General features: G+C 67.3%; 25 protein-coding genes. 13 read left to right on the forward strand and 12 right to left on the reverse strand.

Features of this window, described 5'->3' with window-relative positions:
- Window positions 1–6: 6 nt before the first annotated feature.
- A complete protein-coding gene (locus MTAB308_RS08385; RefSeq protein WP_077100059.1) occupies window positions 7–690 on the reverse strand; it encodes an MspA family porin in 684 nt (227 codons plus the stop codon).
- A 186-nt stretch (window positions 691–876) separates the two neighbouring features.
- Between MTAB308_RS08385 and MTAB308_RS08390 the strand changes: the two genes are divergently transcribed.
- Window positions 877–1,107, forward strand: a complete 231-nt coding sequence (locus MTAB308_RS08390; protein WP_077099054.1) for a hypothetical protein — start codon at window positions 877–879, stop codon at window positions 1,105–1,107.
- Window positions 1,108–1,114: 7 nt separating this feature from the next.
- Here MTAB308_RS08390 and MTAB308_RS08395 read toward each other — a convergent pair whose 3' ends face one another.
- Window positions 1,115–2,074 carry a phosphotransferase family protein gene (locus MTAB308_RS08395; protein ID WP_077099055.1) on the reverse strand — a complete coding sequence of 320 codons (960 nt, stop codon included), beginning with the start codon at window positions 2,072–2,074 and terminating at the stop codon, window positions 1,115–1,117.
- Window positions 2,075–2,866, reverse strand: coding sequence for an SDR family NAD(P)-dependent oxidoreductase (locus tag MTAB308_RS08400; RefSeq protein WP_077099056.1), 792 nt, complete (start codon window positions 2,864–2,866; stop codon window positions 2,075–2,077). It abuts the gene before it with no gap.
- A 123-nt stretch (window positions 2,867–2,989) separates the two neighbouring features.
- On the opposite strand from MTAB308_RS08400, the gene MTAB308_RS08405 reads away from it, so the two are divergent.
- On the forward strand, window positions 2,990–3,235 hold the full coding sequence (locus MTAB308_RS08405; RefSeq protein ID WP_077099057.1) for a hypothetical protein: 246 nt from the start codon (window positions 2,990–2,992) through the stop codon (window positions 3,233–3,235).
- A gap of 2 nt (window positions 3,236–3,237) precedes the next feature.
- On the opposite strand, the gene MTAB308_RS08410 is transcribed toward MTAB308_RS08405, so the two are convergent.
- On the reverse strand, window positions 3,238–3,660 hold the full coding sequence (locus tag MTAB308_RS08410) for a DoxX family protein (RefSeq protein WP_077099058.1): 423 nt from the start codon (window positions 3,658–3,660) through the stop codon (window positions 3,238–3,240).
- Complete coding sequence (locus tag MTAB308_RS08415) at window positions 3,657–4,574, reverse strand: alpha/beta hydrolase (protein WP_077099059.1); 918 nt, start codon at window positions 4,572–4,574, stop codon at window positions 3,657–3,659. Before MTAB308_RS08415 ends, MTAB308_RS08410 begins: the two co-directional genes overlap by 4 nt.
- A 118-nt stretch (window positions 4,575–4,692) precedes the next feature.
- Here MTAB308_RS08415 and MTAB308_RS08420 point away from each other — a divergent pair, with 118 nt between their 5' ends.
- Window positions 4,693–5,016: a DMT family transporter gene (locus MTAB308_RS08420; protein ID WP_077099060.1), complete on the forward strand. Its 324-nt coding sequence runs from the start codon at window positions 4,693–4,695 to the stop codon at window positions 5,014–5,016.
- Window positions 5,017–5,051: 35 nt separating this feature from the next.
- Window positions 5,052–5,765, forward strand: coding sequence for a cysteine peptidase family C39 domain-containing protein (locus MTAB308_RS08425; RefSeq protein WP_077099061.1), 714 nt, complete (start codon window positions 5,052–5,054; stop codon window positions 5,763–5,765).
- Here MTAB308_RS08425 and MTAB308_RS08430 read toward each other — a convergent pair.
- From MTAB308_RS08430 to MTAB308_RS08440, 3 genes are all read right to left on the reverse strand, one after another.
- Complete coding sequence (locus MTAB308_RS08430; RefSeq protein WP_077099062.1) at window positions 5,762–6,601, reverse strand: alpha/beta fold hydrolase; 840 nt, start codon at window positions 6,599–6,601, stop codon at window positions 5,762–5,764. The genes MTAB308_RS08425 and MTAB308_RS08430 overlap by 4 nt on opposite strands.
- Before the next feature lie 81 nt (window positions 6,602–6,682).
- Window positions 6,683–7,243, reverse strand: a complete 561-nt coding sequence (locus tag MTAB308_RS08435; RefSeq protein ID WP_077099063.1) for a TetR/AcrR family transcriptional regulator — start codon at window positions 7,241–7,243, stop codon at window positions 6,683–6,685.
- Window positions 7,244–7,253: 10 nt separating this feature from the next.
- Entirely contained in the window at window positions 7,254–7,817 is a 564-nt protein-coding gene (locus MTAB308_RS08440) for a TetR/AcrR family transcriptional regulator (protein ID WP_077099064.1), read from the reverse strand.
- A gap of 203 nt (window positions 7,818–8,020) precedes the next feature.
- Between MTAB308_RS08440 and MTAB308_RS08445 the strand changes: the two genes are divergently transcribed.
- Window positions 8,021–10,306 (forward strand): MMPL family transporter, encoded by a 2,286-nt coding sequence (locus MTAB308_RS08445; protein ID WP_077100060.1) that lies wholly within the window; start codon window positions 8,021–8,023, stop codon window positions 10,304–10,306.
- 17 nt (window positions 10,307–10,323) lie between these two features.
- Here MTAB308_RS08445 and MTAB308_RS08450 read toward each other — a convergent pair whose 3' ends face one another.
- Entirely contained in the window at window positions 10,324–11,820 is a 1,497-nt protein-coding gene (locus MTAB308_RS08450; protein WP_077099065.1) for an MFS transporter, read from the reverse strand.
- Between the two features lie 30 nt (window positions 11,821–11,850).
- On the opposite strand from MTAB308_RS08450, the gene MTAB308_RS08455 reads away from it, so the two are divergent.
- From MTAB308_RS08455 to MTAB308_RS08465, 3 genes are all read left to right on the forward strand, one after another.
- On the forward strand, window positions 11,851–12,456 hold the full coding sequence (locus tag MTAB308_RS08455) for a hypothetical protein (protein ID WP_077099066.1): 606 nt from the start codon (window positions 11,851–11,853) through the stop codon (window positions 12,454–12,456).
- A 172-nt stretch (window positions 12,457–12,628) separates the two neighbouring features.
- Entirely contained in the window at window positions 12,629–15,115 is a 2,487-nt protein-coding gene (locus MTAB308_RS08460; RefSeq protein ID WP_077100061.1) for a glycogen/starch/alpha-glucan phosphorylase, read from the forward strand.
- Window positions 15,116–15,228: 113 nt separating this feature from the next.
- Window positions 15,229–16,068, forward strand: a complete 840-nt coding sequence (locus tag MTAB308_RS08465; RefSeq protein WP_077100062.1) for an MBL fold metallo-hydrolase — start codon at window positions 15,229–15,231, stop codon at window positions 16,066–16,068.
- A gap of 83 nt (window positions 16,069–16,151) precedes the next feature.
- Here the strand turns inward: MTAB308_RS08465 and MTAB308_RS08470 are convergent, their stop codons facing one another.
- On the reverse strand, window positions 16,152–16,955 hold the full coding sequence (locus MTAB308_RS08470) for an SDR family oxidoreductase (RefSeq protein WP_077099067.1): 804 nt from the start codon (window positions 16,953–16,955) through the stop codon (window positions 16,152–16,154).
- Window positions 16,956–17,043: 88 nt separating this feature from the next.
- Between MTAB308_RS08470 and MTAB308_RS08475 the strand changes: the two genes are divergently transcribed.
- Window positions 17,044–17,763, forward strand: a complete 720-nt coding sequence (locus MTAB308_RS08475) for a hypothetical protein (RefSeq protein ID WP_077100063.1) — start codon at window positions 17,044–17,046, stop codon at window positions 17,761–17,763.
- A gap of 38 nt (window positions 17,764–17,801) precedes the next feature.
- Here the strand turns inward: MTAB308_RS08475 and MTAB308_RS08480 are convergent, their stop codons facing one another.
- A complete protein-coding gene (locus MTAB308_RS08480; RefSeq protein ID WP_077100064.1) occupies window positions 17,802–19,298 on the reverse strand; it encodes a PE family protein in 1,497 nt (498 codons plus the stop codon).
- 123 nt (window positions 19,299–19,421) lie between these two features.
- On the opposite strand from MTAB308_RS08480, the gene MTAB308_RS08485 reads away from it, so the two are divergent.
- The 4 genes from MTAB308_RS08485 (at window position 19,422) to MTAB308_RS08500 (ending at window position 23,594) form a co-directional block, all read left to right on the forward strand.
- The gene (locus tag MTAB308_RS08485) at window positions 19,422–19,706 is read left to right on the forward strand and encodes a hypothetical protein (protein ID WP_077099068.1); all 285 of its coding nucleotides are present in this window, start codon (window positions 19,422–19,424) and stop codon (window positions 19,704–19,706) included.
- A 16-nt stretch (window positions 19,707–19,722) separates the two neighbouring features.
- Window positions 19,723–20,148, forward strand: coding sequence for a hypothetical protein (locus tag MTAB308_RS08490; RefSeq protein WP_077099069.1), 426 nt, complete (start codon window positions 19,723–19,725; stop codon window positions 20,146–20,148).
- A 180-nt stretch (window positions 20,149–20,328) separates the two neighbouring features.
- A complete protein-coding gene (locus tag MTAB308_RS08495) occupies window positions 20,329–20,772 on the forward strand; it encodes an MmpS family transport accessory protein (RefSeq protein WP_077099070.1) in 444 nt (147 codons plus the stop codon).
- Window positions 20,769–23,594: an MMPL/RND family transporter gene (locus MTAB308_RS08500; protein WP_077099071.1), complete on the forward strand. Its 2,826-nt coding sequence runs from the start codon at window positions 20,769–20,771 to the stop codon at window positions 23,592–23,594. Before MTAB308_RS08495 ends, MTAB308_RS08500 begins: the two co-directional genes overlap by 4 nt.
- 7 nt (window positions 23,595–23,601) lie before the next feature.
- Here MTAB308_RS08500 and MTAB308_RS08505 read toward each other — a convergent pair whose 3' ends face one another.
- The gene (locus tag MTAB308_RS08505) at window positions 23,602–23,754 is read right to left on the reverse strand and encodes a long chain fatty acid-CoA synthetase Faa4p (protein WP_108637295.1); all 153 of its coding nucleotides are present in this window, start codon (window positions 23,752–23,754) and stop codon (window positions 23,602–23,604) included.
- Between the last annotated feature and the right edge of the window lie 177 nt (window positions 23,755–23,931).

A 23,931-nucleotide genomic window follows, 5' to 3' on the forward strand; every position in this document is an offset into this window, starting at 1 on the left:
CAGCGGTTACACGGCTTTGGTGACGCCGACGTAGGACAGCACCACGTCGGATTGATCGGTCTCGCGGGTCAGCGTCGCGTAGGAGCGGATGAACGACTGCCCCACGCATCCGTCGATCTTGACGTGGAAGTTGCTGATCATCACCCACGGGCTCGCACTCTTGAACGGCTTTTTGACCACGGGCACCACGATCACGAGCCCCGGCTTGAGGCCCACGGTGATGACGCCGTTCACCGGGACGGTGATCAGTGGCACGGGAGTCACGGCGCCGGTGAACGCACCCGCCAGGCCGAGCCCGGGGGTGACGCCGGCGCTGCCGCCCATCGTGACGCCGTTGGACGTGCTCATGTCGATGCCGCAGCCGATCTCGTAGCCCACCTCGAGGGTGCCCCGGGGCTGCTCCGGTCCTATCAGCGAGCCGACGAACGTCCCGCTGGCCAGGTATTCGCGGGACGAGACGGCGGTGGTCAGCGGCGCCACCGGGATCTGCGACTCGTCCTTCGCGCCGAGGCCCAGGGTCCAGCCGTCCGGGGTCTTGAGGATTGCCGGGGCGTTCGAGGGCACGCCACCGTCCGGCCCGGGCGCCGTCGCGGCGGCGGGGTCGACGTCCGGATCGGCGCTGGTCGACGGCGCCGTGGCCACGGCCGCGACCAGACAAACCGCGATAACCGCAGCGCGGCGAACGACCACGGTTATCGGCCTCACGCGCGACACCGTAGGCGCGGCGCGAAACGGGCCGGCTAATTTGCTGGGCACCCGGCCGAAGTCGTTGTGCGTTCGTAACTGATCCGCGATATCGCCCCGCAACGCTGCCCCGATCCTGTATCGGTTTGTTTGCCGGACCGCTAGAATGGGCGGGCGACAGAGAGGGCGGGAATGAAGCGCGTTGTGGTGGCCGGCGCGATCGGCGCGATGGCTCTCGCGGCCAGTTCGGCCGTGGCGAACGCCGACCCCGATCCTTTCTCACCGCCGGCACCGGGGATCGTCGATCTGATAACGACGGAGAGCCCGGCACTGGTCGTGGACCCCTCCGACGAGGGCGGCCCCTCGATGGCCTGGGGCGGTGCGGGCATGTATTGCCAGAACCTGTTCGTGCGGTGCCGCTGATCCAGCGCTAGGCCAGCATTGACCGCGCTCGCGCGAGCAACCGCGGCAGCGCGGGGGCCATGGCTTCCCACTCGGCCCGCGGTGCGCGCCGTCGGCGGTTGTGCTTGACGATCAGCGACCACGTCGCCGCCGACTTGAAGCACGCGAGCGCGCTGAACCAGCCCAAGTCGGTGACCTCGCAACCCAGCTCGCGTTCATAGAGCTTGGCGAGCTCACCGGCCGGGGGTGCCACCCCCGCGGAGGACGGGACCCGCCGGTACGTCTCGCGGTCGCAGTTGATCAGAAACCAACCCGCGTCGATGCGCGGATCGCCGATCGACCAGATCTCCCAATCGATCACGGCGGTGATCCGTGCACCGACGGCCATCAAATTACCCAGGCGGAAGTCGCCGTGCACAACGCTGGGCCCCATCGCCGTTGGCGCGCAAGCCAGTAGCGCGTCCCGCACGTCACGCCAGCCCGGCACCAGCGCCGCGTCGACGGTCTGCAGCGTGTCGCACCAGCGCTGGACCTCGGCGACCGGATCCGTCACGGGTTCGCCGGCCAGGCCCAGGCCGCGCGGCGACAGTCCGTGCAGCGCGGCCATGGCCCGGCACGCACCGCGGTAACGTTCGGCCAGCTCCGCGCCCGGCGGGCAGCCGTCGAAAAGCGGCTCCACGCAGTCGCCTTCGACGTGGGACATCACGAATAGCGGCGGGGTATCCGGCGGATTGCCCGGATCCTCCCACACCACATCGGGCACCGGAACCTGCGTCGCGGCAAGCGCTTTCATGATGCGCGCCTGACGCAAGACGTCTCGATGCGCGACCGGTTCGACGCCGGGCGGGGCGACCTTGATCACCACCGCCCGGCCATGCCGCTCACCCCGGAACGTGAGGCTGGACGCGCCCCCGGCGAGCGGGGTCGGGCCGACAACCTCCACGGCCGCGAGCCGCCGGCCCAGCTCCTCGAGATCGACCTCGGGCATTCAGCCGGCCCAGCCGACCTCGGCCAGGAAGGGCTGGGTGTGCGCGATGCGCCCGGTCATGACCTTCGGGTCGCAGGTGCACAACCGAAGGGCCGTCTCGGTGATCAGTTCGATGTCCTCGGTGTCGGTCTTGGCCAGGTCGAGGGTGCCCGCTCCGGGGGTCGCCACGGGGTTCGACGGAGCGGCGGCGTTGACCGCGATGCCGTCGTCGTAGAGTTCGGCGGCAAGGCTTTTGGTGAGCCGGTTGAGCGCGGCCTTCGCCGTGCCATAGATGCCGAAGCCCGCCGTCCGGTCGAATTCGGAGAACGGCGGTCCGGGCGGCAGGTCGCCGCCCACCGACGTCAGGTTCAGGATCCAGCCCCGCCCGCGGTCGCGCATCGCGGGAATCGCCAACTGGCACAGGTGCAGCGGCCCCAGCACGTGCATCTCGATCATCAGCCGGGCCCGCCGTTCGGGGAACCCGTCGAGGGGCCGCAGGAAGGTGACCGCGGCGTTGTTGACCAGGATGTCCGGCGCGCCGACGGCGCTCATCACCTCCGCGAAAAGCCGCTCGCGTTCCTCGGATTGCGCGAGGTCCGCGGGAATCGCGACGGCGCGGCCGCCCGCCGCGAGGATCTCGTCGCGCGTCTGGCTCAGGGATCCCTGGTATTTGGGATCGGGATCCATCGTGCGCGCGGTCAGCGCCACCGTGGCTCCCCGCGCGGCAAGCCGAGCCGCGATCGCCTTGCCCAGCCCGCGGCTGCTGCCGGTGACGAGGGCGACCATCCCGTCGCATCCTGGGTCCGCGCCCATCGCCTACCTCCTCGGGGCTCCCGCCGCGGAAACCGCTTCTCGAAAACAGAGAATGCCATTATCGCCGCCCGAGCGGAAGGGCGGCCAGGATTTCCGCGCCGCCCGACGGGGAATCCCCCGCTCATGAGCACACCGCCAGACGTCGTTGAATTGATCGACGCGCTCGCGTTCGACATCTACGACGCGTACGACCGGCCGCGCCTCTACCCGGCTCCGGAGAAGGCGATGGCTATTACGGCGGCGCGCTACCTGGCCCGACAGCTGGTCAGGAAGGGCTGGCGCAACGACGGCGACGTCGAACTGCCGTCATGTCCGTACGGAACCGTGACGTGCTTTGACCCGGCGCCCCATGCCCACTGCGAAATGTAGTGTCAGCCCCTGCCGCGCAGGGCGTCGACGGAAAATCTGCCCCCACCGGTGAAGACCAGCAGGAAGAAGCCGAAGCAGAAAAGTATCGCCAAAGCACCGCCATTGCCCGTGGGCGGATCACCGATGGGCCAGAGCGCTCGCGGCTGATGCACCCAGAAATAGGCGACCGCCATTTCCCCCGACGCGAGGAAAGCGGCGGCGCGGGTGCACAACCCGGTCGCGATCAACAGTCCCGCGAGCAATTCGAGCAGGCCGGCGTACCACCCGGGCCAGACTCCGAATTCGACGCGCCATCCGGGACGCACGGGCCAGCTGAAGGCGCTCGTCGAGCCGTGCGCGGCGAAGAGCAAACCGTAGACCAACCGATAAAGGCTCAGCACGGTCGGCGCACACCGGTCCAGGCGGCGGTCAAGAGGTGTCGTCATGGCCCAGAGGTTACGGTCGCCACCCAGTCGAGCAAGCGCCGCCACAACCGGTGGCGGCTCGATGCCATGTTGTGGCAGTGCGCGCTGTCGGCCAGCACGACGGTCGTGATGTCGGGGCTGCTGCGGAACAGGACGGCTTCCGCGCGCGGGTCCGGTGAAACGTCGACGACGCCGTAGCCGAGGAGCACGGGAACGCCGATGCGCGCGGCGTGCTCGGAGACGACGCCGGGGACCATCGCGGTGCCGAAGACCCGGGGCACCACCGACTTTGCCGTGACACAATCGGCCGCGACCACATCGGCGGGGACGTCGGCGAGGTGAAACCAGCTCTGCAGGTACTCGCGCGGACCCTCGGCATAGGGCTCGGGCAGCGCGGAGAGGATCTGCCGGGCCAGCTCCTCGCGGCCCCGCGGGGTTGCCGCGCGAGCGATGAATGCCGGATCGAGGTTCAGCGGTGCCACGTGTTGATTGGTACAGCCCAGAGCGGCCAGGCCGGCGTAGCTGGAGAACAGCGATTGCTGCACGATCGCGAGGTATGCGCCCAGCGAATGCGCCACGGCCACCGCCGGTGCGCGGTCGCCGGTGGCTTCCGGCAGGGCGGAGACGGCCCGCGCGAGCGCGGCGGCGATTTCGGTGAAGCCGAAATCGCCTGCGGGCTTCGAACTTTCGCCGGTGCCGAGCGGGTCGATCGTGACGACGCTGTAGCCCTTCTGGGTGGCGAACTCGGCAAAGCTGTAGCCGCTACGGCCGGCGATGCTGAGGTCCCAGTATTCGCGGCTGTAGGTGCCGCCCGGCAGGCAGACGAGTACGGCACCCGGGGCCCCGGGCGGCGGGTAATACGTCGCCGCCAACGACGCCCGCTCGCCGACCACGTCGCTGACATCGAAGCGCATCGGTCGTGGGGAAGCGGTCATGGCGCGCCTTCCGTCGTAGCGTCATAGTTGGGATCAGATTGAACCGCAAGGTGAGCTGGGGAGTGGGAAATGGCTGGACGGGCCGCAACCGCCGAGAAGCCGGCGTCGGGTTAGCGCGTTGACCTACCTGTTGCTGCTGGGCGCGATTTTCGCCGAGGTCGTCGCGACCAGCCTGCTCAAGAGCACCGAGGGTTTCACCCGGCTGTGGCCGACGGTCACCTGTCTGGTCGGTTACGCCGTGTCCTTCGCACTGCTGGCGTTGTCGATCTCGCGCGGCATGCGCACCGACGTCGCCTACGCGTTGTGGTCGGCGATCGGGACCGCCGCGATCGTGCTGATCGCGGTGCTGTTCCTCGGCTCCCCGGTGTCCGTGGGGAAGGTCGTCGGCGTCGCGTTGATCATCGCCGGCGTGGTCACCTTGAACCTGGTCGGCGCGCATTAGGTAACGAACGGGCGCCCTGCTCAGACATTCACAGCATGATCGTCACCCGCACCGCCACGGCGGCCCGGACCGGGGGCGTCGCCACGCTGGCCGCCGCGGCCGCTTTGGTCCTGGCGGTGGGCACCGCGCGCGCCACCCCGGACCCACCGCGCGGCGAGGGCACGCTGTACGGAAATCCCGCGGCGGCCGCCGCGTTCTGGCGCTACCAGGGATACGACGACGACTGCGTGGAAATGGCGGTCTCCGACGTGGTCGGTGAGCTGACCGGCCGGCAGCCTTCCGAGCAGGCCATCGTCAAGCTGGCCCAATCGACCCCCAGCACCGTCCACCCCGGGCCGATCTACACCAAGCCGAAAAAGCGCAAGCCCGGCAGCGGCACCTCGTTCGACGACGAGCCGGCGCTGCTCGCGCACTACGGCATCCACGCCGTGTCCACCGATCAGGCAAGCGCCGCGAAGGCGGGCGTCCCCACCGGGCTGAGCGCACTCGAGCAGGACCTGGCCAAGGGCCGCAAGGTCATCGTCGGGGTCAACTCCGAGCTCATCTGGCGCGAGCCCGTCGAGGACAAGGCCCCCGACGGCCGGCCCGAGGCCAACCACGCCGTCGTGGTGACCGGCATCGACACCACGGCCGGCGTCGTGCACCTCAACGACAGCGGCAGCGAGCAGGGCCGCGACGAACAGGTGCCGATCGACGTCTTCGCGCAATCGTGGGCCACCAGCGACGACCAGATGACCGTCACGGGTTAGGCGGCGGAAGCCATGTCGAGCAGGCTCACCAGCGCATCGGTCACCTCGCGGGGACGCTCCTCCATGAGGTAGTGGTCGGCGCCGCGCAAGCGGGTCAGCGTGGCGTGGGGAATGCGGTCGGCGAGTCCGCGAGCGGTGTTGAACGGGATGTACGGGTCGCGGTCGCCCCAGATCACCGCGACGGGGCAGCGGATGCCCGCGAGCCCGTCCGCCAACCACCCGACGGCGGGCACCGGGTAATGCGCGAAGAACTCCCAAAACGTGCGCCGGCCCTGCGGTGTGTCCATCCAGGCCAGGTATTCGGCCTCGACCGTGGTGTCGAAACAGCCGAGTTCCCGGTAGCGGGCCAGGGCTGCGTGGTGCAGCGCCGCCAGCGGCAGTCGCCGCGCGGGCGCGGACAGCACCGGGTGGGTCGCGACCCAGCGCTGCCCCAGCGAAACGCGGTAGAACCACGGCCGGAAGGTGCCATGCGCCCGCGTGTTCAACAGCGCGAGCCGTCGCACCCGGTCGGGGTGGCGAATCGCATAGCCGAGTCCGATGAAGCCGCCGTAATCGTGCGCGCACAGGTTGAATCGTTGCCACCCCAGCCGCCGCACGAGCCGTTCGATGCGGTCGATCTCGTTGTCGTACGTCGGCGGCGTCGATGGCGGATCGGACCGGCCGAATCCCGGCCAGTCGAGCGCCACGACGTGATGGTCGGCGGCGAGCGCCTGGATCTGGTGGCGCCAGCACGATGCGCTCTGCGGGTAGCCGTGCAGCAGCAGCACCGGCTCGCCGCTGCCGGCGGTCACACCAAACACCTTGCGCCCGTCGACATCCCACGTCGTCGCCGTCATGCCCGAAATCTATTTGAAACCACCGCGCGCCAACCCCGCGCTTCGCGACGCGTGGCGCTCCATTCCGGCCACCGCGAGAGACTAAGCCGGCGCCGGCCCAGCCAACAGTTGCCGAATCACCGGGGCGGCCCAGCGGCTGAGTTCGTGACGACTGAGGTTGGCTATCGGTGGATTGACCAACACGTACCTGGTGGTGGCAAGTCCAATGACAAAGGCGCCCATCAATCCGATCCGCTGAATGGGATTGTCTGCGGTCGCGGTGATCAACGTGGGCGCGACCTGCTGCGCGAACACCCGCCGGAGAGTGTCGGCCGCTGTATCACTCGTCATCGCGGCCCGCAACAGCGCCAGGAATGTCTCGTCCTCCCACACGGCAAAGAACCGCGACAACAATATGTCCGCAACTTCATCGGGAGCGAAATTCGACAGGTCCGGCAATTCGATCACGAAATCGACCGCGGCGGCGAACAGGTCCTGCTTGCTGCCGAAGTAGCGAATCACCAGCGCCGCATCCACACCGACGTCCGCCGCGACGGCCCGCAAGGTCGTGCGCTCGTATCCTTCCGCTCCGAAGCGGCGGCGCGCCGCCGAGAGGATGTCGGCGCGCGTCTGGCTGGCGTTGCGAGGCCGCGTTTTGGTCATATCCGAGTCGTTACGACGGTGCCGGCCCAACCAGCAGCTGCCGAAAGACCGGGGCCGCCCAGCGGCTGAGTTCTTCGCGACTGAGGCTTGCCACGGGTGGATTGGCGAGCACGGACCGCGTCGCGGCGAGCCCAATCACGAAGGCATCCGTCAACGCGATCCGCTGCAGGTGATTGTCCGGCGTGGCGCCCCTCAATGTCGGGGCGACGTGCTTGGCCAGCGTTTCGTTAAGGGTGTCCGCCGCGACCCGGCTGGTCATCGCCGCCCGCAGCAGCGCCAGGAATGACTGGTCGTCTTCCCACACCGCGAAGTACCGCGGCAACAGCATGTCCGCGATCTCGTCGGGATCCGCCCCGGTCAGGTCCGGCAGGTCGATCTTGAATTCGGTAGCGGTGGCGAACAAGTCCTGCTTGCTCCCGAAGTAGCGGATCACCAGAGCCGCGTCCACCCCGACGTCGGACGCGATCGCGCGCAGGGTGGTGCGTTCGAAACCTTCCGCGGCGAAACGCCGGCGCGCCGCGGAGAGGATGTCGGCGCGCGTCTGTGCGGCGTTTCGGGGCCTTTTGGTGCTCATACCCAACTGTATGTCAGCCGCTGTTGACTTCGTGGGGCGGCGCGGGATATCGTCTAAGTCACCCATTGTTGACAAAAGTCACCGATTGTTGAAATCGAGATCTTCAGAGGGCGGGTGGTCCCATGGTCAGCGACATTGGGCGGTCTGGCACCGCGACTCCTCGGATCGTGAATCGCGCGGACCCGCGTGTTCATCAACATGGCCTGCTGCATCGCGTCACACGGCTCGCGATCGTCGCACCGAGGCGGACCATCGCGGCCGCAGCGCTGCTGCTGGTCGCCGCCGGCATCGTCGGCATCCCAGTCGCCAAGAGCCTCTCCGCCGGAGGTCTCCAGGATCCCGCATCGGAATCATCGCGGGCCGCAACGGTTCTCACCGACAAGTTCGGCCAAGGCGATGCGCAGCTGCTCTTTGTCGTCTCCGCACCGGACGGTGTTAACGGCGCCGCCGCCCGCGCGGTCGGCACCGAGATCGCGGACCAACTGAGCCGATCGGCGCACGTGACGAGCGTGACCTCGGCGTGGACCGCCCCACCCGCTGGCGTCGCCTCGTTGGTCAGCAGGGACGGCAGGTCGGGGCTGATCGCCGCGGGCATCGGCGGCGGGGAAACCGATTCGCAGCGCTATGCCGACGCCCTGTCGGAGCGGTTCGCCCACGACCGCAACGGGGTCACCGTGCGATCCGGCGGGCTCGCGATGGTCAACGCGCAGATCACGAGGCAAGCGCAGCGCGATGTGCTGCTGGTGGAGGCGATCGCAGTTCCGCTCAGTTTTGTCGTGCTGGTCTGGGTGTTCGGCGGCTTGTTCGCGGCCGCGCTGCCGGTCGCCATCGGCGGAGTATCGATCCTCGGCTCGCTCGCCGCGCTGCGCCTGATCGCGCTCACCACTGACGTCTCGATCTTTGCGCTCAACCTCAGTACCGCGTTGGGTCTCGCGCTGGCGATTGACTATACGTTGCTCATCGTCAGCCGGTTCCGGGACGAGATGGCCCGCGGCGCCACCCGAGACGACGCGCTGATGCACACCATGGCGACCGCGGGCCGCACGGTGTTGTTCTCTGCCACCACCGTCGCCCTGTCGATGGCCGCAATGATCCTTTTCCCGATGCATTTCCTGAAGTCGTTCGGCTACGCGGGAATCGCCACCGTCGCGTTGACGGCGATCGCGGCGGTGGTGATGACACCCGCGGCTATCGTGCTCCTCGGGGACCGCTTGAACGCGCTGGATGTGCGCCGGCTGGTACGCCGCATCCGCAGCAGGGCCGCGCCGGTCCGCAAGCCCGTCGAGCTCGCGTTCTGGTACCGCTCAACACGGTTCGTCATCCGCCACGCGATTCCCATCGGACTGGCCGTGGTTGTCCTGCTACTACTGGTCGGTATGCCGTTCCTCGGGGTGCGATGGGGCTTTCCCGACGACCGGGTATTGCCGAACTCCGCTTCGGCCCGGCAGGTGGGCGATGAGCTGCGCAGTGAATTCGTCAACGACTCGGCGACGGCGGTCAGCGTCGTCATCCCCGACACCGACGGCGTGACAAAGGACGAAATCGCACGGTACGCGGCCGATCTGTCACGGGTCACCGACGTGTCAGCGGTCTCGACGCCGGTGGGCACCTTCGTGGGCGGGATCCCGGTTGGACCACCGTCGTCGCCCACCGGCTGGGCACGCGGCAGTGCGTTTCTCACCGTCCGAACGACAGCCCCGCTCTTCTCCGAGCGCTCGGAGGCGCAGTTGCGGCGCCTGCATGACATCCCGCGCCCCGCCGGTCGGACCGTCGAGTTCACCGGAACCGCGCAGACCAATCGGGATAGCGTCAACGCGATCACCTCGCGGCTGCCGCTGGTGCTGGGCCTGATCGCTACGGTCACGTTCGTACTGCTGTTCTTGCTGACCGGCAGCATCGTGCTGCCACTGAAAGCTCTTATGCTCAACGTGCTTTCGCTGACCGCGGCATTCGGCGCGATGGTGTGGATCTTCCAGGACCACCATCTCGGCGGCCTCGGCACGACATCGACCGGAACACTGGTCGCCAACATGCCGGTGCTGCTGTTCTGCATCGCCTTCGGCTTGTCGATGGATTATGAGGTCTTCGTGGTTTCCCGGATCCGCGAGTTCTGGGTCGCCTCCGGGCGAACCCCTGCCGACAACGACGAGAGCGTTGCATTGGGTGTGGCGCGTACCGGTCGGATCGTCACGGCGGCGGCGTTGGTGATGTCGATCTCGTTCGCGGCGTTGATCGCTGCGCACGTGTCGTTCATGCGGATGTTCGGGGTAGGCCTGACTTTGGCCGTCGTCGTGGACGCCACGCTGGTGCGGACGGTGCTGTTACCGGCGTTCATGCACGTGCTGGGCACCCGGAACTGGTGGGCGCCCGCATGGCTTGCGCGACTGCACGAGCGTTTCGGCATCAGCGACAGTCAACGTCGGGGAACCTTGAGCGGCAACCACTTCCAGGGCCGCAAGGCCGGCGGCGTTACTCTGCTTGCCGAATGATGCTGCGGCGGGCAACGCTACGCCGCGTCCGGGGCGCTTCCCGGCAGCCTGGTGCACGGGTCCTGGCAGGCGTGGTTGATTCCGGGCAGCATCTGATGGGCAAAGTCCGCGCCGGCGCGGACCGTCAGCGCCGCTATGAATGCGCCGGTCAAGCATGCGGCGGCGGCGATGATCATCGCCACTGAGAACCCGGGACCGAGCGGCTGCCCCGGGCCGGCGGTGATGCCGGCCGAAACCGGCAGCACGGCGACGGCAAGCAACCCGGCGAGGCGCGCGATGGCGTTGTTGACTCCCGAGGCGGTGCCCGCGTAGCTGTCGGGGACGGCGGAGAGGACGGCCGCGGTCAACGGCGCCACCGTGATCGCCAACCCGACGCCGAACACGACCACGGCGGGCAGCACCGCGCCGAGATAGGTCGCCCCCGGCGCGATCCGCGCCATCAACGCCAAACCCGCCGCGGCGATCAGCGGGCCCACGGTCATGGGCAGCCGCGGCCCGGCCCGCTGCCCGAGCGCGCCGGCCCACGGCGAGCCGATCAGCATGATGATCGTCATCGGCAGCATCGCCAACCCGGCCGCGAGCGCGGAGTAATGCAGGCTTTGTTGCAGCTGCAGGGCCAACAGGAACAACGCGCCGCCGATGGCGGTGTAGACGGCCAAAGTCGTGAGGTTGGCGCCGGTGAATTGCCGGGACCGCAACAGCGGCAACGGCAGCAGGGGCGATTGCGCGCGCCGTTCGATCGCCGGAAAGGCGAGCAGCGCCGCCGCTCCGACGACGGCGGCCGTCGCCGTGACGAATGTCCAACCCCGCGAAGGGGCCTCGATGAGCGCGTAGATCACGCCGGACAGCCCGACCGTGACGGCGGCAGTCCCCAGGACGTCCGGGCGTCCGCGGGCGGTCGGATCGCGCGATTCGGGAATGTGCCGGGCGGCGATCCACACCACCGCCACGGCCAGCGGAAGGTTCAAGAAGAACACCCAGCGCCACGACGCCACATCGACGAGCCAGCCGCCGATGAACGGACCCAGCGCCGTCGTCACGCCGGACATGCCCGCCCAAATCCCGACGGCCCGGCCCCGGTCGTCATCGACGATGCCGGCGTCGATCAACGCCAGACTGCCCGGTACCAGCGCCGCCGCACCGACACCCTGCGCCAGCCGGGCGCCGACCAGCCATCCGATCGTCGGCGAAAAACCGCAGCCGACCGAGGCCGCGGTGAAGACGACCAGCCCGGCGACGAAAACCCGTCGGCGGCCGTAGCGGTCGCCCGCGGCGCCCCCGGTGAGCAGCAACGCGCTCAGCGTCAGCAGGTAGCCGTCGAGGACCCACTGTTGACCGGTCAAGCCCCCACCCAGGTCGCGCCCGATGGCCGGCAGCGCGACATTGACGACGGTGCCGTCCAGCAGCGCAATGCCCGAACCGAGCACGGCCGCGGCGATCAGCCAGCGCGCACCCGCCGAGGCCAACGGCAGCTGGCTTTGCTCGGCCGATTTCCCGCTCGCGAACTGATTCATGGTTGAGGATTCTGGCCTACGATTTCCCGCATGCCGATTCTGGGAAACGCGACGGCCGCCGCCGCACGGGTGACGCGGGCGACGTCCAACGCGTTGCGGATCGGGCTCACCACCCCCGACGGCACCGAATTGGCACGCGCTCAACAGAAGGGCGGTGTCGGCGTTCTGCTCGGCTTCAAGAACGGCGGGAAAAGCGACTACACGCTGTCCGGCGCGGCGGGCGACGAACTCCGGCTGGCGGTGGCGGCAACGACGACGGTGACGAATCAGGACGGCGCCGTGGGAAAGATTGTCCCGGCCGACGGCGCGGCGCGGTTGGAAGACTCCGGCGGCACCGTCCTGGCGGTGCTGCGGCCGCACGCCGGATCCAAGGCCGACAGCGCCTGGCATCACCCGATCCTGTCCCCCGCCGGCGACGAACTGGGCGTCCTCACGCTGATGACGGTCCACACCGGGTGGCGCGACATCGAAACCGAGGCAATCCAATTGCTGTCCAACCAGAACATCGCCACGCTCAAGGCCCCGTCGGCCGGCGCGGTGCTCAAGCTCCGCGCGCCGGCCGGCCCCCAGCTGGGCGACATGCTCGCCGCGGCGTGCGTCGACTTCTGCGTGCTGCCCCGCGGTTACATCGCCTAACGGCTCGCCGTTTCGTCGCCGGCGCGTGGGCTCTCGTTCACGTGGCCGACGCCAATTGCGCGCCTGGTGTGCAAAAACCGCTGCCAGACTGACTCACCTGCGCGCCGCCGGGCATCGCTCTAAGGAGTAGGACTCACGAATGACCGACCTCGATCAGACGCCATCCGACGGAATGTCCCCCAGCCCCACGCGGGCCGACCTGGTCGAGCACTCCCGCACCGGGATGAGCGCCGCGGCGCTGCAGCGGGCGATCAACGATCACCTGCGCTACTCGATCGGCCGCCCGGCCGCGGCCCGGCGCCCCGAGCACTACTACCGCGCGCTCGCGCTGGCCGTGCGCGACCGCATGCAGGACCGCCGGGTGGCCTCGACGCAGACCTCGTTGGACCTCGGCCGCAAGGTGACCTGCTACCTGTCGGCCGAATTCCTGATGGGCCCGCAGCTGGGCAACAACCTGCTGAACCTGAACATGGAGCGCGCGGCGCGCGAAGCGCTGGCGGCGATGGGCCAGAATCTCGACACGGTCCTGGCCTGCGAGGAGGAGCCGGGCCTGGGCAATGGCGGGCTCGGCAGGCTAGCCGCGTGCTACCTGGACTCGCTGGCCACGCTGGAGCGGCCGGCGATCGGCTACGGAATACGCTACGAATTCGGCATCTTCGACCAGGAGATCCGCGACGGCTGGCAGGTTGAGCAGACCGACAACTGGCTGGACCACGGAAACCCTTGGGAGATAGCCAAACCCGACGTCACCTACCTGGTCAAGTGGGGCGGCTACGTCGCGCACCACACGGACGACAACGGCGGCGACCGTGTCCGGTGGGTGCCGGGGCGGCTGCTGAAGGGCGTCGCGTACGACACGCCCATCCAGGGCTACGGGGTCAACACCTGCAACGTGCTGACGCTGTGGAGCGCGCGGGCCGTCAAGTCGTTCGCGCTGGAAGCCTTCAACACCGGCGATTACTACGGGGCGGTCGAGGACGAGGTCATGTCCGAGACGGTGACCAAGGTGTTGTATCCCAACGACGAGCCGGAGGCGGGCAAACAGCTGCGCCTGCTGCAGCAGTACTTCTTCGTGTCCTGCTCGCTGCAGCACGTGCTGCACATCATGGACGACCTCGCCGACGCCGGCGTGCGCGAACTGCCACAGCGGTTTGCCCTGCAGCTCAACGACACCCATCCCTCGATCGGGGTGGCCGAGCTGATGCGGTTGCTCGTCGACGAGCGCGACCTGGCCTGGGACGAGGCCTGGGACATCACGGTCGCGACGTTCGGCTACACCAACCACACCCTGCTGCCCGAAGCGCTGGAGACCTGGCCGCTGGAACTGTTCGGCGAGTCGCTGCCCCGCCACCTCGAGATCATCTACGAGATCAACCGCCGATTCCTCGACGAGGTGCGCGCCCGGTTCCCCGGCGACGAGGATCGGGTGCGCCGGATGTCGCTGATCGGCGAGGACGGCGGCAAGAACGTCCGGATGGCGCACCTCGCCACCGTGGGCAGCCACGCCGTCAACGGCGTCGCGGCGCTGCACTCGGAGCTGCTGAAGACCAGTGTGCTCAAGGACTTTTACGAAATGTGGCCGGACCGCTTCAGCAACAAAACCAACGGCGTCACACCCCGCCGCTTCCTCGCGCTGGCCAACCCGGGACTGCGGGAACTGCTGGACCGCACCGTCGGTGACGGCTGGCTGACCGACCTGGGCCGGCTGCGCGGCCTGGAGCCGTTCGTCGATGACGCGTCCTTCCGCCAGGAGTGGCGCGACATCAAGCGCGCCAACAAGGCACGCCTCGCCAAGTACATCCGCGCGGTCGCGGGCGTCGAGCTCAATCCGGACTGGATGTTCGACGTCCAGGTCAAGCGCATCCACGAATACAAGCGCCAGCACCTCAACGTGCTGCACATGGTCGCGTTGTACCACCGGATCAAGCAGAACCCGGGCCTGTCGATTCCCCCGCGCGCCTTCATCTTCGGCGGCAAGGCCGCGCCGGGCTACTTCATGGCCAAGCGGATCATCAAGCTGATCAACGCCGTCGGCGAGACCGTCAACGCCGACCCGGACGTCAACCGCTTCATGAGGGTGGCGTTCGTGCCGAACTTCAACGTGCAAAACGCGCACCTGATCTACCCGGCCGCCGACCTGTCCGGGCAGATCTCCACCGCGGGTAAGGAGGCCTCGGGGACCGGCAACATGAAGTTCATGATCAACGGCGCGCTGACCATCGGCACGCTCGACGGCGCCAACGTCGAGATGCGCGAAGAGGTCGGCCCCGAGAATTTCTTCCTCTTCGGCCTGACCGAGCAGGAGGTCGAGGCGGTCAAGTCGAACGGATACCGCCCGGGCGGCTACATCGACGGCGATGACGAGCTGCGCGCCGTGCTGGATCTCATTGCGGGCGGGACGTTCTCGCGCGGCGACACCGAGGTGTTCCGGCCGCTGGTGGACAACCTGCGCCACGACGACCCGTTCCTGGTGTGCGCCGACTACGCGTCCTACGTCGAGTGCCAGCAGCGGGTGAGCGCGGCGTGGCAGGACAGGGACTCCTGGACGAAGATGTCCATCCTCAACACCGCGCGCAGCGGGAAGTTCTCGTCGGATCGCGCCGTCGCCGAGTACTGCGAGGACATCTGGAACGTCTGGCCCCTGACCGTCAAGATGTGAGCCCCCGAGCCCCGCGCGGCAGCATCGGCCAACGTGTCCCCTATCGCGCCCGCCCGATCTGGAGCAGACTGAAACCGCGGGCCTGCAGGCCCGCGGCGAAGGAGCGCGTGACGATGACGTCTTTGGAGTTGCCCGGCGGCGGGACAGCTGATTTCGCCGAGGGCAATGTCTATTTCATCGGCAACGCCACCACATTGATCCGCTTCGGCGGGCTGACGATCCTGACCGATCCGGCCTTCCTGCACAAGGGCGAGCACGTCTATCTGGGGCATGGCATCTGGGCCCGACGCGAGGTCGAGCCGGCTTGTCAGATCGCCGATCTGCCACCGATAGACCTGATCGTCTTGTCGCATTACCACGGCGATCATTTCGACGACGTCGCCGCGCGGGAGCTCGACAAGAAGCTGCCCATCGTCTCGACCGCCGATGCGGTGGACAAGCTGAGCGCTCTGGGCTTCGAGCGGGGCTATCCCCTGGACACCTGGGAATCCCTCGGGGTGCGCAAAGGTGAGGCGACGCTGAACATCACCGCCATGCCGGGCAAGCATTCCGCGGACGATGCGGTGAACGACCTGCTCATGCCCGTCAACGGGCACTTGCTCGACTTCAGCCGCAACGCCGATCACCTCTACCGGCTCTATATCACCGGCGACACGATGCTCATCGATGCCCTCGCCGACATCCCGCGCCGCTATCCCGACATCGACCTCGGACTGATTCACACGGGTGGCACGACCTTCCTCGTCACGGTGGTCACGATGACGGGCGAGCAGGGGGTGCGGGCCGTTGAGGTCACCAAGCCCCGCACCGCCATCCCGATCCACTACAACGACTTCTCGGTATTCCTCTCGGGACTGGACGACTTCAAGAAGGCGGCCCGGGCCTCGGCCACGACGACGCAGTTCGTCTACCTCGCGCACGGTGAAACCTACACATTCAAGCCCAACGGGTGACATCGCTCACCTGGGCGTGCTGGATTCGATTGCGGGCGAGGCGTTCTCGCGGGCCGGCGCCGAGGTCGTCGGGCCGCCGGTGGTCAGCGGTAGCCGGGCAGATCCGGCACGCCACTGGCCGTCAGCCAACCACCCCCGTCGACCACGAGCGTCGCACCCGTGACGTACGAGGCGGCGTCGCTGGCCAGGAACAGCACGGCTTCGGCGACCTCGGTCGTCGAACCGGCGCGCCGCAGCGGGTTCTGGGTGGTCCGGTGCTGTTGATCGCCGGTGATGCGCCGCACCCCCTCAGTGCCCGACATCGCGCCCGGGGCAACGATATTCACGCGCACCCCGTCGGGCCCCCATTCGATGGCACAGCTGCGGGTCAGCGCGTCGATGCCGGCCTTGGCCGACACCACGTGCGCCTGCAGGGCCATCCCGCGGTACTGGATCGCCGCGCTGATGTTCACCACGGCGCCGCCGTGCTCACGCAGCCAGCATTCGTAGGCCGCCTTCGACACGTTGAAGGTTCCCAGCAGGTCGATGTCGACCACGGCCTTGAATCCGCCTGCGCTCAAGCCGCTGATCGGCACCGGGAAGTTTCCGGCGGCGTTGTTGACGACGGTGTCGAGCCGGCCGAACGTTTGCACCACCTCCTCGACGACCGCGGTGACCTCCTCGAAGCGGCGCACGTCGCACACACCGTAGATCGCCTCGATCCCCCCTTCCCGCAATGCCGCAACGGCGGCTTGCAGGTTGGCCTCCTTGCGGCTGCAGATGGCGACGCGGGCACCGTGACCACCCAGCACCCGGGCGATCTCCAAGCCGAGACCGGTGGCGCCGCCCGTGACCAAGGCGACCTGCCCATCCATGAGGTCAGCGCGGAAGGGGCTCGGGCGGGTCATCGCGACATCCTCACCGGCTCACTAGAACACGTTCCAATTCAGGTTGGCAAGCAAGCTCCCGCTGCTGGCCCACGCCTATGATCGAACGGTGACCGCCCTGCTCGACGCCGTGCTCGCGGCGCACGGAGGCCTCGATCGGTGGCGACGATTCGGCTCGATGGAGGCGACCATCGTCAGCGGCGGCAAGCTCTGGGAGATCAAAGGCCAACCGCAAGATCCCACGCCGCGACGGATGAGCGTTGCGCTGCAGCGTGAATGGGCCTCCGTGCAGCCGTTCGGTGCGGCAGACCAGAGAACCGACTTCACGCCCCGACGCGGCGCCATCGAAAAGCTCGACGGCCGCGTGGTCGCCGAAGGGTTCAACCCGCGAGAATCGTTCGCCGGTCATGAGCTCACAACGCCGTGGGATCCCTTGCAGCGCGCGTACTTCAACGGCTACGCGCTGTGGACGTATTTGACCACCCCATTTTTTATGACGCTGCCCGGTCTCACCGTCGCCGAGATCGACCCAATCGAGGACTTTGGCGAGCGCTGGTTCGGGCTGCAGGCGCGCTTCTCGGACGAGCTCGCCAGCCATAGCACCGAGCAGGAGTTCTACTTCGGCAGCGACTTTCTGCTGCGCCGTCACGACTACCGTGTCGACGTCGCGGGGGGGTTCGCAGCGATCCAGTACGTCTACGACATCGTGGAGGCCGACGGCATCAAGCTGCCATCAAAGCGCCGGGCATACCGCTGCGACGCGCACGGCCGCCTGTTGGCCGATGAACTCATGGTGTCAATCGACATAAGCGACGTCCACCTGACCTGAAAACGCCGGTGGCGAATCGTTCTGCAAAATCGGATAACTCAGCTATCCCAGCTCGGAACCAGGCCCAGCGCGCGCATCAAGCGGCCCTCGAACCCGGTCAGCAGCGAGACCCCGGTGACCGACGACTGCGGCAGCGGGAAGTTCAGGCCGGGGTCGAGCGACGGATCGAACGGATAGCCGGTGGGCATCATCGACGGCGGCAGCAGCCCGAGGTCGACCAGCGCCGCCTGCGGGCCCTGCACCGCGCCGTGCGCCAGGTCCGGCACGATGGTGAACGGGTTCGGCAGTTCGAACAGGCTCGCGGGGGTGGGGATGTCGGCGTACTCCCCCGACCCGTAGCCCATGTCGACGATCACCCGCAGGTCCGGCTGCAACAGGTCGGCCAGGGCGTTGCCGAACGGCGCCGGCACGTACAAGCGCAGCGGCGCGACGAGCGGCAGGTTCTGCGTCAGCAGCTCGTAGTAGTGGGTGGAACCGGTGTACCCGGGCGAGGTCGGCAGTTCGGTCGCGTTGGCGATCTGTCCGGGCGTCAGGTCGACGTAGTCGTGCGTCCCGTGGAAGAGCGCGAAGCCCATGAACGCGTTCAGGTCGCTGACCGGGTTGAGCACGTACCGCGGCAGGTTGGTCACCATGTCGTACTGGTTGGTGAAGATCACGGTGGGGTACGGCGAGTTGGGGGGCGTCGCGCCGTTGAACAGCACGTCGAACAGCGGGATGTACAGGCCGGGAAAGCGTTCGAAAAACCCACCATCGGGGTTGCCGGGGTCACCGGTCAAAAAGAACGACAGTTCGCCGGGGTCGGGCGGATTGGCCATGGCCATCAGGTTGCGGATCTCGACGGTCGCCACCAGCGAACTTTGTGAGGTGCCGTAGACGATCACCTTGTTGCCCGCCGCCAGTTCGGTGTTGACGGCGGTGTTGAGCGACTGCACGCCGTGGGCCACCGACTGGCCCAGCGTCAGGTTTCCAAGTTGCGGGGTGAACGGCCAGAACTGCTCCGGCGTGTAAAGCGACTGCCCCAACGCCCCGGTGAGCGGCGACAACGTCGGGTTGTTCAGAAAGTCGGCCATGATCGAGCCGACGTACTTGGCGTCGGGCAGGGGGAACGTGGTGCCGCCGACGATCAGCGCCACGGAACTGTTTTGCGGCACGTTCAGCGGCGGGATGCTGGTGGGAGCGGGATTCTCGGCCTGCGTAGCCAATGCGATCAGCGGTGATTCCAACTCGCCGACCGCGTCGCGCAGCGCTTGCTCCCCCGCCCGCTCGGTCTGGATGTAGGCGACGTCCGCCGCGCCCAGCAATTGGATGAACCGCTGCTCGAACGCCTGGCCCTGTGCGGCCAGTTCCCGATAGACCCTCGATTGGTCGATGAACAGCGGGGTGATCGCCGCGCTCACCTCGTCGGCGCCGGCGGGCAGGACGCCACTGGTCCACAGCGCCGCCAAGGCGTTGGCCTCTTCGAGCGCGGCACCGATCCTGCCGACGTCCTGTGCGGTCGACGCCAGCTCTCCAGGAATAACCTGCATGACCGCCATCTGGACCATTCTCGACAATGACGCGCGGGGCTGCGACCCGTTTGACGAAGGTTGGCATCGCCGCGCGGCCGGCCCCGAGCCTTACACTGGGCCCGCAAGGCGCGCGAGTGAAGGTGAACACCAGTGAGGATCACGAAAATCGCGGCTGGCGGGCTGGTTGGGCTGGCCTCGCTGTTCGGCTCGGGCATCGGCGCGGGCATGGCGCGAGCCGACAGCAGCCAGGAGAAGGAGGCCTGCCAGCTGATGGACGATCCGGCCGGGCCCGAATCGGGTTACCTGCCAGCCGAATACGCTTTCATGCGGCTGCGCGCCAAGATGTCGGCCGAGGACGCGCGGAATGTCATGTCCGAGGCCGCCCAGGACTACTGTCCCAATCACATCACCGACCTGCCGGCGGGCTGGCGCTAAGGAGGGCTCGAAGAAGATGAGTACGGCCTTGTTTGGTTTCCTGACCGTCGTCGCCCTCGCGTTCGCGTTGGTGTTCGGCGCCATCGCCGGCGTATACGTCAAGCGGCTGGGCGATCGACCGACGACGCCGATCAGGGAGGAAATCGGGAGCGCCAAAAAGGTGCTCACCAAAGTGCGCAAACGTCAACCAGTGTCGCGAGACGAGTTGGATTTCGCGAAGCAAATCACGGCCGACCGCAGCTCCTTGATGACGTTATCCATCCCCGGCGCGTTGTTCTCGGTGGGGTGCTTTTACGTCTTCGGCAGTCTTTACCACCTGCACGGAGCCACACCCTCCGAGCGGACTTTTCTCGGGGTCTTCCCGATGTTGGCCTCGATAAATTTCACGACCCAGATTCTGCGCAGCGCACGGTTGAGGCGGCGCCTGCGGAAGATGGCTTGAAGCAACCCGAGGCCCTGGCCCGTGGGTGGGCCCCAGGCCCCAGGTCGCGTTGCGGCCGCGGTACCGATACTCTTTGCACGATGTCCATTGGGCACATGACCGTCTACTATTTGCACGGACCCGGCGGTGGGAGCCCGGGGGAGATGACGATGTCGTGACCGAGCTCCGAAAGGTGATCGAGTGAGCCCCCGTTCAGTCGGCAGGACCGTCCTGGCGCGGGTCTGGATGCCACTGGTGGCCGTCGTCGCGCTCGGCGTGGGTGCGGTGGGAATGTGGAAGGTGCACCAGTTCTCCGCTCCGCCGCCCGTCATCACGGTCAACGGCCCGGCAGCACCCCCGGAGTTCAACCTCAAACGGCTCACGTTCGAGTTGTCCGGCTCCGTCGGGCAAGGGGGGATGCTCGTCTATGTCGACGTCAACGGGCATCCGCATCAGGTCGACCTCACCGCCCTACCGTGGTCGCACACGGAGACGACCACGCTCACCGTGGTGTCGGGCAGCATCTCGGCGCAGGTTCATGGCGGCCAAATCGGCTGCCGGATGCTGGTGAACGGCGTTGTCCGCGATGAACACTCCGACACCCACGAGGATGCGCACGTCTTCTGCCTGGTGAAATCCGCATGAGTGAGCATCCGGCGGAGCACCGGCCGAAACGGCCGTTCGTCCCCAGAATGGTTCGGGTCTTCGCGATACCGATCATCGCCTTCTGGGCCCTTCTCGCCGTGTCGACGAACACCTTCATGCCGCAGGTGGAGAGGGTCGCGGAAGAACTCGCGGGGCCGGTGGTCCCCCACTACGCGCCGTCGCAGCGGGCGTTGCTGGCCATCGGTGCGAAGTTCCAGGAGTCCAACTCGACCAGCCTGGCCATGCTCGTGTTCGAAGCCACCCGCCCGTTGGGCGATGCGGATCATCGGTATTACGACGACTTGGTGCGCCGGCTCAAGCAGGACCCCAAGCATGTGCAGTACGTCATGGATCTGTGGGGGAAGCCGATCACCGCGGCGGGGGCGCAGAGCCTCGACGGCAAGGCCTCGTACGTGCTGTTGCGCCTCGCCGGCGATATCGGCCAGATGCAAGCGAACGAGTCCGTTGCCGCCGTTCGGGACGTCGTCGCGAAGGACACGCCACCGCCCGGGCTCAGGGTCTACGTCAGCGGCGCGGCTCCCCTGGCCTCGGACACGGTGGCCATTGCGAATTCAAGCCTGAACGACATCACGATCGTGACGATCTTCCTCATCATCGCGATGTTGCTGCTGGTGTACCGCTCGATCGTCACCCTGTTCGTGCCCTTGGCCGGGGTTCTGTTCGAGATGCTGGTCGCGAAGGGGGTCATTTCGACCCTCGGCCATCTGGGGTATATCGAGCTCTCGTCGTTCGCGGTGAACATCGTCGTCGCGCTGACCCTGGGCGCGGGGACGGATTACGGCATCTTCTTGATGGGCCGTTATCACGAGGCGCGACAGGCCGGCGAGAGCAGGGAGGAGGCGTTCTACACCGCATACAAGAGCGTCACGCCGGTCATCCTCGGCTCCGGGCTGACGATCGCGGGCGCGTGTTACTGCCTGACGTTCGCGCGGCTCAACTACTTCCACACCATGGGGCCGGCGGTCGCCATCGCCATGCTGTTCAACATCGCGGCGGCGCTGACGCTCGGCCCGGCATTCCTGACCGTGGGCAGCCTCTTCGGGCTCTTCGACCCGAGAGGGGCGGCCAAGGCGCACCTGTATCGGCGGATCGGAACGAGCGTGGTGCGGTGGCCGGTGCCGATCCTGGTGGCCAGTTCCGCCGCCGTGCTGCTCGGGGCGGTCTTCGTGCCCACGTACCGGCAGAACTACGACGACCGCCAGTACCAGCCGCACAACGCCCCGGCCAACATGGGTTTCACGGCGGCGGACCGGCACTTCCCGAAGAGCAAGCTGTTCTCCGAGATGCTGATGATCGAGACGGATCACGACATGCGCAACTCGGCTGACTTCATCTCGCTGGACCGGGCGGCCAAGGCCCTCATCCGCCTTCCCGGCGTCGCGATGGTGCAGAGCATCACCAGGCCCCTGGGCCGACCGTTGGAACATGCCACCCTCCCCTACCTGTTCACCACGCAGGGCAGCGGCAGCGGCCAACAGCTGCCGTTCACCAAGCAGCAAAACGCCAACACCAGCCAGCAGGCGCAGATCACGACGCACTCCGTCGAGGTCTTGCGGCAAGAGATCGTCTATTTCCAAAACATGTCGGACGAATTGCACAAGACGGTGCTCACCGTCGAGGATCTGCAGAGAATCACGGCCGAGATGAATCAGGAAATCTCCAACGTCGACGATTTCTTCCGCCCGGTCAAAAGCTATTTCTATTGGGAAAGGCACTGTTTCGACATCCCCATTTGCTGGGCATTCAGATCGCTGTTCGACGCGCTCGACAACATCGACAAGCTGGCCGACGACATCACGGACGCCAAAACGTCCCTCGAGGCCTTAGACAAGATCCTGCCGCAGGTGATCACGCAGCTGAAACTCACGGCCGACGACTCGGAGGCGCTGGCCGGCCTCTTGGTCAGCAGCTACGGCCAGTCGTCGCTGCAGTCCACCCAGACCGCCCAGACGTTCGACGACCAGGTCAATGTCGGCCTGGACTTCGACCAGTCCCGCAGCGATGACTTCTTCTACATCCCCCACGAAGCCTTCGACAACGAGGACGTCAAGACGGGCATGCAGCTGCTGATGTCGCCGGACGGCAAGGCCGCTCGACTCATCGTCACCCACGAGGGCGACGCCAACGGCCCGGAGGGCGTGCAGCATGTCGAGCAATTCCCCACAGCCATCACCACGGCGCTCAAAGAGACCTCGCTGGCCGGCGCACGCATCTACATCGGCGGCTCGGGATCAACCAACAAGGACATCAAGGAATACGCCGCGTCCGATCTGCTCATCGTGGCGATCGCCGCCTTTGTGCTGATCTTCTTGATCATGTTGGTCCTGACGCGAAGCCTGATGGCCGCCTTGGTGATTCCCGGCACCGTGGCGTTCTCCTACGCCGGCGCGTTCGGGCTGTCCATACTCGTCTGGCAGCACCTCATCGGCCTGCCCCTGCACTGGCTGATCTTGCCGCTGACGTTCATCATCCTGGTGGCGGTGGGTTCGGACTACAACCTGCTGTTGATCATCCGCGTCAAAGAGGAGCTGCACGCCGGGATCCACACCGGCCTCATCCGCGCGCTGGGCAGCACGGGTGGCGTGGTGACGTCCGCAGGCCTGGTGTTCGCCTTCACCATGCTGGCGATGCTCACCAGCGATCTGCGGACTATTGGTCAGGTGGGTTCGACCGTGTGCATCGGCCTGCTGCTCGACACGCTGATCGTGCGTTCGTTCGTCGTGCCGTGCATCCTGCGCATCCTCGGGCCGTGGTTCTGGTGGCCCACGCTGGTGCGGTCCCGCCCGCTACCCCAGGGTTAAAACCGGTTCACGTGGTGGCGGCGGTCTCGCGCGCGACGAAGACCGAGACGTAACCGATCGGGATGCCGGTGCGGGTCGCGATGCACCGCCGCGCCGCGACCTCCACCTCCGCCCGACGGCCGACACGGACGAGGCCACCGATCTCGGGAATCCGGATCATCCACCCGTCGGGATCCCTGGCGACTTCGATGTCGAAGCACTGACCGATCGTTGGGCAGTTCACACGAGGAGCCGTACGTCGCGTACGGCTGCGGCGCAATGCGTTTGGGTGCCGCAGACTGGGCTGAATGGGCATGTCTGCTTTCCTGGGTCAGAAACGGGCCGCGGGCAAGAGTAG

Source organism: Mycobacterium terramassiliense (assembly GCF_900157385.1).
Classification (GTDB): Bacteria; Actinomycetota; Actinomycetes; order Mycobacteriales; family Mycobacteriaceae; genus Mycobacterium; species Mycobacterium terramassiliense.